Source organism: Campylobacter concisus (assembly GCF_015229955.1).
Classification (GTDB): domain Bacteria; phylum Campylobacterota; class Campylobacteria; order Campylobacterales; family Campylobacteraceae; genus Campylobacter_A; species Campylobacter_A concisus_AT.
Genome location: NZ_JAAKYZ010000002.1, coordinates 26,724 through 39,422, shown reverse-complemented (window position 1 = coordinate 39,422; position 12,699 = coordinate 26,724). Strand labels below are relative to the sequence as shown.

At 39.3% G+C, this 12,699-nt stretch carries 15 protein-coding genes; all 15 read left to right on the top strand.

All coding sequences use genetic code 11. From position 1 onward, the window contains the following. The first annotated feature begins 8 nt into the window (after positions 1-8). The 15 genes from rplQ (at position 9) to G6W45_RS04365 (ending at position 12,629) form a co-directional block, all read left to right on the top strand. A complete protein-coding gene (gene rplQ / locus G6W45_RS04435) occupies positions 9-365 on the top strand; it encodes a 50S ribosomal protein L17 (protein WP_002941584.1) in 357 nt (118 codons plus the stop codon). Between the two features lie 274 nt (positions 366-639). After that, positions 640-1,641: a Cj0814-related protein gene (locus tag G6W45_RS04430; RefSeq protein ID WP_194167674.1), complete on the top strand. Its 1,002-nt coding sequence runs from the start codon at positions 640-642 to the stop codon at positions 1,639-1,641. Positions 1,642-1,764: 123 nt separating this feature from the next. Then, positions 1,765-2,373 (top strand): hypothetical protein, encoded by a 609-nt coding sequence (locus G6W45_RS04425; RefSeq protein WP_194167673.1) that lies wholly within the window; start codon positions 1,765-1,767, stop codon positions 2,371-2,373. Then, positions 2,370-3,119 (top strand): ABC transporter permease, encoded by a 750-nt coding sequence (locus G6W45_RS04420; RefSeq protein WP_087578013.1) that lies wholly within the window; start codon positions 2,370-2,372, stop codon positions 3,117-3,119. Before G6W45_RS04425 ends, G6W45_RS04420 begins: the two co-directional genes overlap by 4 nt. Further along, a complete protein-coding gene (locus G6W45_RS04415) occupies positions 3,116-3,808 on the top strand; it encodes an ABC transporter ATP-binding protein (protein ID WP_194167672.1) in 693 nt (230 codons plus the stop codon). Before G6W45_RS04420 ends, G6W45_RS04415 begins: the two co-directional genes overlap by 4 nt. A gap of 77 nt (positions 3,809-3,885) precedes the next feature. Continuing rightward, the gene (locus G6W45_RS04410) at positions 3,886-4,803 is read left to right on the top strand and encodes an NrtA/SsuA/CpmA family ABC transporter substrate-binding protein (protein ID WP_148821544.1); all 918 of its coding nucleotides are present in this window, start codon (positions 3,886-3,888) and stop codon (positions 4,801-4,803) included. A 207-nt stretch (positions 4,804-5,010) separates the two neighbouring features. Then, positions 5,011-5,286, top strand: coding sequence for a NifU family protein (locus G6W45_RS04405; protein ID WP_021091089.1), 276 nt, complete (start codon positions 5,011-5,013; stop codon positions 5,284-5,286). Next, a complete protein-coding gene (locus G6W45_RS04400) occupies positions 5,273-5,827 on the top strand; it encodes a histidine kinase (protein ID WP_194167671.1) in 555 nt (184 codons plus the stop codon). The genes G6W45_RS04405 and G6W45_RS04400 overlap by 14 nt, the downstream gene beginning before the upstream one ends. After that, a complete protein-coding gene (locus tag G6W45_RS04395) occupies positions 5,805-7,088 on the top strand; it encodes a UDP-N-acetylmuramoyl-L-alanyl-D-glutamate--2,6-diaminopimelate ligase (protein ID WP_194167670.1) in 1,284 nt (427 codons plus the stop codon). The genes G6W45_RS04400 and G6W45_RS04395 overlap by 23 nt, the downstream gene beginning before the upstream one ends. A 2-nt stretch (positions 7,089-7,090) precedes the next feature. After that, entirely contained in the window at positions 7,091-7,438 is a 348-nt protein-coding gene (panD, locus tag G6W45_RS04390; RefSeq protein ID WP_002941539.1) for an aspartate 1-decarboxylase, read from the top strand. Positions 7,439-7,441: 3 nt separating this feature from the next. Next, positions 7,442-7,756 (top strand): YbaB/EbfC family nucleoid-associated protein, encoded by a 315-nt coding sequence (locus tag G6W45_RS04385; RefSeq protein WP_194167669.1) that lies wholly within the window; start codon positions 7,442-7,444, stop codon positions 7,754-7,756. Then, positions 7,753-8,862: a DUF7488 domain-containing protein gene (locus G6W45_RS04380; RefSeq protein ID WP_194167668.1), complete on the top strand. Its 1,110-nt coding sequence runs from the start codon at positions 7,753-7,755 to the stop codon at positions 8,860-8,862. The genes G6W45_RS04385 and G6W45_RS04380 overlap by 4 nt, the downstream gene beginning before the upstream one ends. Then, entirely contained in the window at positions 8,859-9,758 is a 900-nt protein-coding gene (locus tag G6W45_RS04375; RefSeq protein ID WP_194167667.1) for a polyprenyl synthetase family protein, read from the top strand. Before G6W45_RS04380 ends, G6W45_RS04375 begins: the two co-directional genes overlap by 4 nt. Positions 9,759-9,866: 108 nt before the next feature. Then, complete coding sequence (gene tkt, locus G6W45_RS04370; protein WP_194167666.1) at positions 9,867-11,777, top strand: transketolase; 1,911 nt, start codon at positions 9,867-9,869, stop codon at positions 11,775-11,777. A 57-nt stretch (positions 11,778-11,834) separates the two neighbouring features. Then, positions 11,835-12,629, top strand: coding sequence for an undecaprenyl-diphosphate phosphatase (locus G6W45_RS04365; RefSeq protein WP_087577491.1), 795 nt, complete (start codon positions 11,835-11,837; stop codon positions 12,627-12,629). The last annotated feature ends 70 nt before the right edge of the window (positions 12,630-12,699 follow it).

Here is a 12,699-nt window from a genome sequence, read left to right as displayed (position 1 = left end):
GACAATAGATGAGACATAAACACGGATATCGCAAACTTGGTAGAACGTCATCTCATAGATCTGCATTGCTTAAAAATTTGGCGATAGCTATCATCAAAAGCGAAAAGATAGAGACGACTTTACCAAAAGCAAAAGAGCTTAGAAGCTATGTTGAAAAGCTAATCACAAGAGCTAGAAAAGGTGATTCTAATGCTCACAGAGCAGTATTTGCTTCTTTACAAGATAAAGAAACAACAAATAAATTAGTTACTGAAGTAGCTCCAAAATTTAAAGAGCGCAATGGCGGCTATACAAGAATTATCAAGACTCGTGTTCGCAGAGGCGACGCGGCAGAGATGGCTTATATAGAGCTAGTAGCTGAATAATTATTTAGAGAGCTTCGGCTCTCTTTTTTATTTTTTATATAAAACCCCCACTTTTAAAATAAAATCTTTCTTTCAAAAGCTTTCTCAAGCTATAAAATTCTTTAATTGTCTATCAAATTTATTAACCAAAAAACATAAAATTTCATAGTTAAAAGTTGTAAATCTTTTAACATAAAATCATATTTAAATTTTTACCTTTGAACTCTATGCTAAAATTTTATTTTATAAAGACGATATTTGTTTCAAATATCTTATAAATTTCAAAGGATTTGAGATGATAGGTAGTGTAAATGGAGTTGGCACAAATTTTTATGTTAGCTCGCAAAGTAGTAGAGCGCAAGAGCTTGATACTAAAAATACTAAATCCAATATAGACAAAAATTCTTTAAATGATTTATCTAGCAGTTTGGTTGATGAGCAAAAAAGTCATACCGATACTAGAGGTAAGGCAATAAACTTAAATGAAACAAATACGACAAAATTTCAAAAAAATAGCGAGAATCTAACATTTGCTAGCAATTTCTCGCTCTCGGGCATAGCTGCTAATGGCAAGATAAGCATCTGGGGCAAGCTCATGGGATATGACAAACAAGTCAGCCAAGATGAGATAAATGATCTCAAAAATTTTATCAACCAGACCAAAGCACTTGGCTTTGGCAGAGCTCACGAAGAGATCATAGGATATTATCCAACAGATGTCGATCTCTTTGCAAAAGAGTATACATCAAAACTTAATAACACACTTCTTGGGCTTGGTCACAAGAGCCACGTGGAAGGGTTTGAGATACTCGATAAGGATCTAAGCATAGATGAGTTTAAAGATAAGTGGATTGATTATGCGCTTAGGCAGTATCTTGGCGAAAGAGTCGGCGTGGAGAGTATTACGATAGGCAAAAAGGCTATCTCTATGCTAACAAGCACTAATAAGCCACCAATCGAGTACCAGACGCTACAAAATATAAATTTCACTGACGAAGAGAGTAGACAGAGATTTCTTACGCTTATGAAAGCTGGCATGAAGAGTGGGGCGGATTTTAAAGAGGTGGTAGAGGGCGTGCTCTCGCTTTATAATGTGCAAAATACGGACAAACTTGATGGCAACAAAGTCTATGCTTCAGTGATCGGACGAAGCGAGAAACTAGCCACTTACGACATCAATAAAGATGAGAAATTTGCCTATCTTAAGGAGCTAATACAGCTTGAGAAAAACGGAGTTGATATACTAAAACTAATGGAAAAAGTGGAGCAAAAACAGAAATTAGATATAAAAGTGTAGGCTAAGTTTAGCTTTTTGTACCGCCTATCTCTTATGATTTTAGTCATAAGAGGCTCTTTTTACTTGGTTTAAATTTTTAAATGATAGAATCTTGATTTCTATTATTAAAATTACGGAGAACTCTTGAGAAAGCTACTTTGGCTAAATCCGGTTGTAAAAAATATGTATGACTTCTCTGCGTTAAAAGAGCTCTTGCAAAATAAGGGCTTTAACATAGTAGAATGCGAAAAAGATCATGTTCGTGATGTCAAAAATTCATATAAAAATTTATGCTCTAAAGGCATAGTTTTAGATAGTCGCTGTCCAAGAGCTGTAAATTTTGTAAGATCAAATTTCAAAGAATTTTCAAATAATATTTCAAACTTAAATCCCATTTTAATAGAAAGCGCCATCGAGCTTAGCTCGAAGCTAAAAGAAGATGAGTGGCTTTATATAACAACGCCTTGTGAGGACTTGGCTGAGCTTGGAAATTCTTTAAAATTAGAGCGAACTACATTTTTAACATGGAAAAATTTTAAAGAGCTAAACGATATAAATTTACAAATAAACAAAATAGAATCAAGTCCGATCCCGCCTGGATTTTTTGAAAATTTAGGCATAAAAACACTAAGCTTATGCAGTAAAGAAAAGATACAAAACGCATTTTCATATAAATTTAGCGAGCTTAAAAACTATCAGATCATCGAGCTTTTATACTGTGAAAATGGCTGTCACAATGGAGATGGGCTGTGATAGAAATTTTTAAAAAGAGCATTTTGATCCTAGTGATCTTTGCTCTCTGGCAGGTCGTTTGCGAGCTAGAAATTTTCACGCCCTATATCTTGCCAAGTCCTATTACGACACTTAAAACGATGTTTGACATGAGCTTAAGCGGCGAGCTAATAACGCATGTGATGATTAGCTTTAAGCGTATATTTGTTGGTTATATTTTGGCTTTTGTTTTGGCATTTATTTTTGGCGGAGTTGCGGCGCTATTTCCAAAAGCTAGTATTTATTACGAGTGGATACTAGAGTTTTTTAGAAATGTTCCGCCACTTAGCCTTATTGCTATTTTGGTACTTTGGTTTGGTATAAACGAAACTCCAAAAATTATTATTATCATCTTAGCATCGTTTTTTCCAATGTTTTTAAGCATTTCAAAAGGGCTAACTAGCTGCGATGTGAAGCTTATTGAAGTTGGTAAAATTTTTTGTTTTAGTAAATTTGAAATTTTTTACAAAATCATCCTAAAAAATGCCATAAAAGATATTTTTGTAGGTATGCGCATAGGTTTTGGCTACGCTATGCGAGCGATTGTGGGGGCGGAGATGATCGCAGCTTCTAGCGGGCTAGGCTATCTCATACTTGACGCTGAGGAGCTTTCACGTGCAGATAGGATATTTGTTGGCATATTTACGATCGGCATTTGCGGCGTACTCATAGATAGGATATTTTTATTTTTGATATCTAAATTTAGCCTTTTGCGAAGTGAAAAATGATAGAAATTTTAAATTTATCAAAGTATTTTTTTATCCATGACAAGCGTATCGACGTTTTAAAAGAGCTAAATTTAAGCATAAAAAAAGATAAGATCACCGTTATACTTGGCAGAAGTGGTTGCGGTAAAACGACTCTTTTAAGGCTTATTGCTGGACTTGAGGGCGTAAGTCTAGGTGAGATAAATTTTAAAGAGCAAGCAAGGATCGGCTTTGTCTTTCAAGAGCCTAGACTAATGCCTTTTTTAAATGTCTATGAAAATATCGTATTTGCGCTTAAAAAGCATGAGATAGACGAGGTAAAGATAGATAGACTCATATCAATGATAGGGCTTAGTGAGTTTAAATTCGCCGCTGTTTCGCAGCTATCTGGCGGTATGAGCTCGCGCGTTTCTCTTGCAAGAGTACTTGCATACGAAGCAAATTTGATCCTTATGGATGAGCCATTTGCGGCACTTGATGCTTTTACGAGAGCCAGCATGCAGGCTGAAATTTTAAAGCTTCAAGCTGGTAAAACCATCATTTTTGTCACTCATAATGTCGATGAAGCCCTATATTTAGCAGATAAGATAATTTTGCTTGAAAAAGGTGGGATGAAATCAAACTATGACCTGTCAAATATAGCTAAGCCAAGAGATTTGCTTTGCAATGAATTAATAAATTTAAAGCGTAAAATTTTAAGTGAAATTTAGCGTTTTATAAAATGATAATTAAAACCAAAACGAGGCAAAAAGTTATATAATTTGGAAAAATTTTTAAAGGAGCAAATATGAGAAAGTTTTTTAAGATTTTGTGTGCAGCCTCTTTGCTTTGTCTAGTCGCAAACGCAAGTGAGCTAGATAAGATCGGTATGACCTATGTCAAATCGCCGCTAAACGTCCCCTCAATCGTCGATAAATTTAAAGGCTTTTATGCTAAATCTTTTGGCATGCCAGTCGAGTACTCCGAGATCACCTCAGGTGCGAAACAAACGCAAGCACTCGCTTCAAATTCGCTCCAGTTTTTAAATTGTGTTGGCGGAACTTCAGTCATACTTGCCGCAGCAAATAAAGCTGACATAAAGATCATAAGTGCCTATTCAAGAGCACCTGAAGCTTTTGCGATATTTGCTAAAGATAAAGGCATAAAAACCGCTAAAGACTTAAAAGGTAAAAAAATAGCAGGCCCAAAAGGCACGATATTAAATGAGCTTTTGGTTAGGTATCTTGCTCTTGGCGGTCTAAGCATAAATGACGTAGAGTTCGTTTCTATGGGCATCCCAGCTGCACAAGCTGCACTTGAAAATGGTAGCGTTGATGCAGCACTTCTTGCTGGACCAGCTGCTTATAATGCTAAAAAATCAGGACTTAGTGTCGTAACAACAGGCAAGGGCGTCATCACTCCAGTCATCGTTACTGCCACAAGCGGAGAATTTTACAAAAAGCATAAAGATCTAGTTGAAAAATTTAAAAAGGCTCAAGATGAAATTTTGGCTTTTATGAAAGCAAATGAGGAAGAGGCATTAAAATTTACAGCTGAAGAGACCGGGCTTAGCATAGAGGCGGTAAAGAGTATGTATCCGCAGTATGACTTTAGTCCAAAGATCACACCTGAAGATATAAAAGCACTTGAAGCTACGCAAGAATTTATGCTTGAGAGCAAGATGATCGAGCAAAAAGTAGATATAAAATCGCTTCTAATAGATTAAACAAAAGGGCAAAATTTGCCCTTTTGCCCTAAAACTAATAATCAAAAATTTACTAAATTTTAGCTCAAATATTTAATAATCAAAACTGACTAGGTGTGTCAAAAAGGTTTAAATTACAAAGCAAAATTAGCACTAAGCAAAAATATAGCCATTATTTTTTGCATTTTTATTTTGCTATAATAGCCCAAAAATTTAATAGGAAAAGATATGATCCCATTTAGCGATGAAGAACTTTTAAAACCAGTCAGTGCGAGTTTGCAAAAGGTATTACCGATGCTTGAAAATGATGGCGGTGGCATGGAACTACTTGGCATAAAAAATGGCAAAATTTATGTAAGACTTACAGGGCATTGTCATGGATGTGCAGCTAGCACAACTACACTAAAATATGGACTCGAAAGACAACTTCGTATGGATATTCACCCAGAGCTTGAGGTCGTAAATATCCCGATTGGCGAGGAATTTGACATTGATAGATTATAAAAAAATAGGCATTAAACACTTTAAACGCTCAAAATTTAAAGAAGCGATCTTTTACTTCTCTCTAGCTTACGAAAAGACACAGGATAAAAATTTACTATTTTTGATACAAATTTGCTCCCTTGGCGAGAAAAATGTAGAGGAAGCAAAACTTTTATTTGACTATTTTATGGATAAACTAAGAGCTGGCGAAGATGATGAAGGAATGGATGAAATTTTAAAAATTTTAGAATCAAGATTGGCTAGCGATGAGTATTTTGAAGAGCAAGACGCGATCAGCTACGAGGACTTTAAAAAGGCTGTTTATAAGGACGGAAGCTTCAAAAAGGTCTTTGAAAATATCATGTTCTCAACCAAGGTCATGATCTCAAACAAAGATGATTTTTTAGAATTTTTGGGAAATTTGATAAAAAATGACTTCATAGAAATGAGTATAAACTATCTTGAGAGTGCGGCGGTGATGTTTGGCGGTGATGAGCGCATAGATCAGCTTTTTAAAGAGATACAAAAAAGACAAAACGATGAAAATATCAGTAGAAAATAGCTTCATAACAGATGACTCAAACGAGTGCGAAAATGGCTCATTTTTCGTGCAAACTACCGCAAACGCAAAATTTGCAGAGGCAGCGGTAAAAAATGGTGCAAAGATAATTAGCCTTGAAGAGTGCAAGAAACTTTTAAAAATCGATGAAAACTTAAAGATAGTTGGCATCACAGGCACAAATGGCAAGACTACAACGGCTGCGGCTATCTATGAAATTTTACGAAATTTAGGCAAAAAATGCGGACTAAGTGGCACGAGAGGAGCATTTATAGAGGGTGAGCAGATAGATGATAAGGCACTTACGACAAGTGCCATTTTAAAGACGCTCTCATACCTCAAAGTAGCCAGCGAGCAGGGCTGTGAGTACTTCGTGATGGAGGTTAGCTCGCACGCGATCGCTCAAAAACGCATAGAGAGCTTAAAATTTGCTCTAAAAATTTTTACAAATTTAACGCAAGATCATCTCGACTACCACAAGAGCATGGAGGAGTACGCTAGGGTAAAGTCGAGCTTTTTTGACGATGATTGCATGAAGCTTATAAATGCTGATGATAATGGCATTAAATTTAATCCAAAAAACGCTTATACGTATTCGCTCAAAAAGCCAGCCAGCTTTGCACCAGTGGTTTATGGGTTAAAGGGCGGCATAGACGCGGTTATCAAGACGCCAAATGGCGATGTGGAGATAGACTCAAGCCTTCAAGGTGAGTTTAATCTTTATAACCTAATCGCCGCTCTTGGCGCTGTTTGCTTGCTAGAGCGTCCAGACGCGACCGCGCTTTCAAAGGCGATAAGCAAATTTAAAGGGGTTAGTGGCAGAATGGAAGTGGTTAGCACCGATCCGCTAGTCATCGTGGATTTTGCTCATACGCCAGATGGTATCGAAAAGGTGCTAAACTCGCTTAGACATCTAAATTTGATCGCAGTCTTTGGTGCAGGCGGCGATAGAGATAGGACAAAGCGCCCAAAAATGGGAGCGATTGCCCAAAAATACGCAAGAATTTGTATCGTCACAAGCGACAATCCAAGAAGCGAAGAGCCAGAGAGCATAATTGATGAAATTTGCGCTGGTATGAGTCAAAATGAAAATTTGATACGAAACGCCAACCGCAAAGAGGCGATCGCACTGGCTATCAGCAAGCTTGAGCCTGGCTGGGCGCTTGTCATACTTGGCAAAGGCGACGAGCCATATCAAGAGATAAAGGGCGTCAAGCACCCATTTAGCGATAAAGAAGTAGTAAAAGAGCTTTTAAAGAGGTAAAAATGAATATAGAAATTTTAGCTAGTAAGATCCACAGAGCCGTCGTAACAGACGCAAATTTAAACTATGTTGGCTCAATAAGCATAGGCGAGGAGCTTATAAAAGCTGCAAATTTGATAGAAAATCAAAAGGTTGAAATTTTAGACGTTAATAATGGCGAGAGATTCGCTACCTACGTGATAAAGGGCAAAAAAGGCGAAATTTGCCTAAACGGCGCGGCTGCTAGAAAAGTCTGCGTAGGAGACGTGGTCATCATCGTGGCGTATGCTAGCATGAAATTTAAAAAGGCTAAGAAATTTAAGCCAACCATCGTACATGTAAATAACAAAAACGAGATCATAAAGGAGTAGGCGATGTTTGAGGGATTTGACTTTTCAAAGATGGGGCAGATGCTCGAGGACGTGCAAAAGCAAGCCAAGCAGATAGAAGAAGAGAGTAAAAATAAAGAATTTGGCGCAAAAAGCGGCGGCGGACTAGTTAGCGTAAGGGCAAACGGTAGCGGCGAGATACTTGATATCAGCATAGATGATAGCTTGCTTGAAGATAAAGAGAGTATGCAAATTTTGCTAATAAGCACCGTAAATGACGTGCTAAAATCAGTTGAGGCCGATAAGAAAAACACCGCTTCAAGGATGCTTGGCGGCCTTGCTTCGATGGGGATAAAATGAGACTAAAATATAAATTTGCCCTTGCATTTTTGCTATCAGCGCTTTGCCTAAACGCCGATCCTAGGCCTACGCAAGAGGACTTTAACGCCTGCTTTGAAAAGAACAAAAACTCAATCGTCTCGGTAAATAAACACTTTGGCGTGGCTATCACTAAAAATTTGATCGCAGTGCCAAAAAGTGACGGAGCCCCGCTTGGCGAATATGTCAAATTTGACCCATATTTGCAGCTTTTCTTAGTCCGCTCTAGCAAGGAGCTAAGCCCTGTCGTGATGGCTGATGAGACCAACGAGGAGCGCATCAAAAAGAGCACTTGGGTTGGCATCTTAAATGATGCAAACAACACCGTCATGGGTCACATCAAGTCTTTGGGGCAAAATTTAGGCGACTTTGATACGCTAAGCTTCGAGTATAACGCGACTGGCGAGATAAACACACCTTGTTGCAAAATGATAGGCATAGCTGTTGGAGCTGATAAATTTATACCAAATCGCTATCTAAAGCACTTTGTATCTTATGATGACGTCTATTACGGTGATATCGGCGTGAAATTTTTACAAAAAGAGGATAAATTTTTTGTGGGTCTTGTTGACCCTTTGGGCCGTGGCAAGATGATGATGGTTGATGACGAGCTAGTGAGTGTAAATGGTATCAAGCCAAAGAGCCTAAGAGAGCTAAATGAGATGGTGCTTTTTGCTCCAAAGGGCGCAAAGCTTGACATCATCGTGAAGCGCGATAAGCAAGAAATGCTCTTTCAGGTGCCAGTAAGTGGGGATGTGAAATTTAGCCAAAGCCTTGATGTAGACGCCCCTTCAAGCCTTGACATACCAAATTTCAACATCATGCCAAAAGAGCCACAAACAATGCTTGATGATAAGATTTTGGTGGATTATGGTATCACGGTGGATAAAAATTTAGTCGTTACCAAGGTCGAGCCAAAGTCGAATGCAGAAATTTTTGGCATCAAGATCGGTGATAAAATTTTGGGTTTTGATAAACAGAGCGTGAGTAGTCGTGAAGAGCTTTTAGAGAAGCTTGGCGAATTAAAAAATTTTACGCTTCTATTTACCAGAAATGACTTTCAGTTTTTTGCAAGAGTACCAAAATGAGCCTACTTGAGGACTTTGTAAAATTTCTAAACGCAAATTTGCCAAAGGCGCCTAGCTTTCATCCTTACTACGAGGAGGCGCTTGGCGTTATGCTAAAGGCTGGAGGCAAGCACTTTAGGGCGCTTTTGCTTCTTGGTGTGGTGGAAAACGTAGATAAAAGCCTCACGCAAAAGGCCATGAGAGTGGCTTTGGGGCTTGAGATGATGCACACTTATTCGCTCATTCATGATGACTTGCCATCAATGGACGATGCAAGCCTAAGACGTGGCACACCAACGCTTCACGTAACCTACGACGAGACAACTGCTATACTTGCAGGAGATGCGCTAAATACGCATGCTTTTTATGAAATTTCACGTGCCAATTTGCCAGCTGAAACACGTATAAAATGCGTAGAAATTTTAAGCGAAAATGCTGGCGTTAGCGGTATGGTGCTAGGTCAGGCACTGGATTGTTTTTTTGAAAATACAAACAAAGAGGACATCAAAAGAGCAAAGGCTAAATTTGGACTCTCTAGCAAGATGCTAAGCCTTGATGAGTTAGTCTTTTTACATATCCACAAAACCGCAAAGCTCATCGCCGCTAGCCTAAAAATGGGCGCTGTGATAGTAAATTTAAGCGAAACAGAGTGCGAGAAAATTTATGATATCGGCCTAAAACTTGGTCTTGCTTTTCAGATACAAGACGACATCATCGATCTTACAAGCGACGAAGCGGCCGCTGGAAAGCCCGTGCATAACGACCTAGCTAAAAACTCATTTACAAATTTACTTGGTCTATCTGGTGCAAAAAAGAAAAAAGATGAGCTTATTTGCGAGATAGAAGAGGCACTAAAACAGATAGATGCAAACATCGCAAAAATGATCTTAGAGCTTACAGACAAGCATTTAAGATAAGTGCGTAAATTTCGTAAATTTATATCACTTTTTAGACATTTTGGGCAAAAACGCAAGGCAAGTTTTAATCACTTTTTTGTATAATCTAGCGCAATAAAAGGAGATCATATGCTAAAAAAACAAGCCGATACTATAAGATTTTTGTGCGCTGACATGGTGCAAAACGCTAACAGCGGACACCCAGGTGCACCTATGGGTTTAGCTGATATTATGGTGGTTTTAAGCAACTTTTTAAAACACAATCCAAAAAATCCAAAATGGCTAAACAGAGATAGGCTAGTTTTTAGCGGTGGTCACGCATCAAGTCTGGTTTATAGCTTTTTGCACCTAAGTGGCTACGATCTAAGCCTAGATGATCTTAAAAATTTTCGCCAACTTGGCTCAAATACTCCAGGACACCCAGAAATTCACACTCCAGGCGTTGAGGTTGCTACTGGCCCGCTTGGTCAAGGCGTAGCAAACGCAGTTGGTCTAGCCATGGCAGAAAAATACGCTGCAAACGTGTTAAACGAGCCAGATAATAAAATAATCGATCATAAAATTTACTGTCTTTGTGGCGATGGCGATCTAGAAGAGGGCATAAGCTACGAGGTATGTTCGGTAGCCGGAAATTTAAGACTAGATAACCTTGTGCTCATTTACGACTCAAATAACATCACGATCGAGGGCGACACAGCAATTGCATTTAGCGAGGATGTCAAAGCGAGGTTTGAGGCGCAGGGCTGGGAAGTCGCGCGTATCGATGGACACGACTACGATCAGATCGAATTTGCACTAGAGCAGGCAAACGAGAAAGAGTCACCATATCTCATCATCGCAAACACACGTATAGCACGTGGTGCAATGGAGCTTGAAGGAAGTCACCACAGCCACGGCGCACCACTTGGCGAAGAGATCATCAAAAAGGCAAAGGCCGCAGCTGGTTTTGATCCTGAGAAGAAATTTGCCATTGACGAGGACGTGCTTTTAAGGTTTAGAGGCGTAGTTGAAAGGGGCGATCTTGAAGAAGCGATGTGGAACAAAAAGGTTGAGGCACTAAGCATTGAAGGTAAAAATTTACTAAACTCACTTCTTAATCCAGACTTTAGTAAGATCGAATTTCCAGACTTTAGCGACAAAAAGCTAGCCACAAGGGATACAAACCACGTCATTTTAAATGAGATAGCTAAAAAACTCCCTGGCTTTATCGGCGGTAGTGCAGATCTTGCTCCGTCAAATAAGACCGAGCTAAAGGGCATGGGCGACTTTCCAAACGGTAAAAATATCCACTACGGCATCAGAGAGCACGCTATGGCGGCTATTAACAACGGCATCGCTAGATACGGCCTTTTCTTGCCTTTTTCAGCGACATTTTTCATCTTTAGCGACTATCTAAAGCCAAGTGCAAGGATAGCAGCGCTAATGGGAATCAAACACTTTTTTGTCTTCACGCATGATAGCATCGGCGTTGGCGAAGATGGTCCGACACATCAGCCTATCGAACAGCTTAGCACATTTAGAGCGATGCCAAATTTCTACACTTTCCGTCCAGCTGACGGTAACGAAAACGCAGCTAGCTGGCAAGCGGCTCTAAATTTAAACGCTCCAAGCGCCTTTGTGCTTAGCCGTCAAGGGCTTGATCCACTTGCAAAAGGCGAATTTGGCGAGGTTAGCAACGGCGCATATCTTTTAAGCTCGTCAAAAGATGCGAAGATAACATTTATAGCAAGCGGTAGCGAGGTCTCACTCTGTGTAAAAGCAGTTGAAATTCTTAGTCAACAAGGTATTGGCGCAAACATCGTGTCAGCTCCTTGTTTTGACCTACTTTGCGAGCAGCCAGATGAATACGTGGCTAAAATTTTAGACAAAAACACGACGATCATCGCAGTTGAAGCTGCAACTGGCTTTGAGTGGTATAAATTTGCCGATGCAGTTTATGGCATGAATAGCTTTGGCGCTAGCGGAAAGGCTAACGAGCTATTTGATCACTTTGGATTTACTCCGCAAAAACTTGCAAATTTTGCTAGCGAACTTATATAAATTTAATCTTGGGGAGTAAAATCCCCAACTGCAATATAAAATCAAAAAAGGCATTTTATGGAAATTTCTCACGTTATCGTTTTGGCCTTGGTGCAAGGTATAAGCGAATTTTTGCCGATATCTAGCTCGGCTCATCTTATCTTGGTGCCAAAGCTACTTGGCTGGCCAGATCAAGGGCTTGCCTTTGACGTGGCAGTGCACGTTGGTACGCTAAGTGCGATACTTTTTTATTTTAAAGATACGATTTTTAAGCTACTTCGCGACTTTTTTGCCTCGATCGCACAACGAAAGATGGTAGGCGATAGCTTGCTTGTCTGGTGCGTGGGATTTGCTACCATTCCAGTTGGGATCTTTGGACTTTTATTTAACAACATTATCGAAGAATACGCAAGAAGTGGCGTTGTGATCGCTATTACTACGATCGTCTTTGGCATAGCGCTTTACTTTGCAGATCTTCGCTCGACAAATAAAAGCGAATATGAAATGACCATAAAATTTGCACTTATTATCGGCCTTGCTCAAGCTGTGGCGCTCATCCCTGGCGTCTCAAGATCAGGCATAACGATGACAGCAGCACTTTTTTTAGGATTTAGCCACAAGGGTAGTGCAAATTTCTCATTTTTGATGTCGATCCCAGTCATCATCCTAGCCGGTGGACTTGAGAGCATCAAGCTCATAAAAGACCCAAATGCGCTTCCTTGGAGCGATATCGCCCTTGGAGTCATCATAAGTGCAGTTAGTGCTTATCTCTGCGTTAAGCTATTTATGGGGATTATCTCAAGGATTAGGATGCTTCCTTTTGTCATCTACCGCTTGATTTTGGGAGCATTTTTGCTTTATCTATTTTTATGATTTTAAAGCTTTAAAAAGCAAAAGCCAAGTGTGAAAAAATTTTCACACTTGGCAAGAATATGTAGTGCGA

Excerpts from the sequence above, each read along its gene's own strand:
- rplQ (WP_002941584.1), top strand. The coding sequence starts at position 9 with ATGAGACATAAACACGGATATCGCAAACTTGGTAGAACGTCATCTCAT.
- G6W45_RS04430 (WP_194167674.1), top strand. The coding sequence starts at position 640 with ATGATAGGTAGTGTAAATGGAGTTGGCACAAATTTTTATGTTAGCTCG.
- G6W45_RS04415 (WP_194167672.1), top strand. The coding sequence starts at position 3,116 with ATGATAGAAATTTTAAATTTATCAAAGTATTTTTTTATCCATGACAAG.
- G6W45_RS04410 (WP_148821544.1), top strand. The coding sequence starts at position 3,886 with ATGAGAAAGTTTTTTAAGATTTTGTGTGCAGCCTCTTTGCTTTGTCTA.
- G6W45_RS04405 (WP_021091089.1), top strand. The coding sequence starts at position 5,011 with ATGATCCCATTTAGCGATGAAGAACTTTTAAAACCAGTCAGTGCGAGT.
- G6W45_RS04395 (WP_194167670.1), top strand. The coding sequence starts at position 5,805 with ATGAAAATATCAGTAGAAAATAGCTTCATAACAGATGACTCAAACGAG.
- panD (WP_002941539.1), top strand. The coding sequence starts at position 7,091 with ATGAATATAGAAATTTTAGCTAGTAAGATCCACAGAGCCGTCGTAACA.
- G6W45_RS04385 (WP_194167669.1), top strand. The coding sequence starts at position 7,442 with ATGTTTGAGGGATTTGACTTTTCAAAGATGGGGCAGATGCTCGAGGAC.
- G6W45_RS04380 (WP_194167668.1), top strand. The coding sequence starts at position 7,753 with ATGAGACTAAAATATAAATTTGCCCTTGCATTTTTGCTATCAGCGCTT.
- G6W45_RS04375 (WP_194167667.1), top strand. The coding sequence starts at position 8,859 with ATGAGCCTACTTGAGGACTTTGTAAAATTTCTAAACGCAAATTTGCCA.
- tkt (WP_194167666.1), top strand. The coding sequence starts at position 9,867 with ATGCTAAAAAAACAAGCCGATACTATAAGATTTTTGTGCGCTGACATG.
- G6W45_RS04365 (WP_087577491.1), top strand. The coding sequence starts at position 11,835 with ATGGAAATTTCTCACGTTATCGTTTTGGCCTTGGTGCAAGGTATAAGC.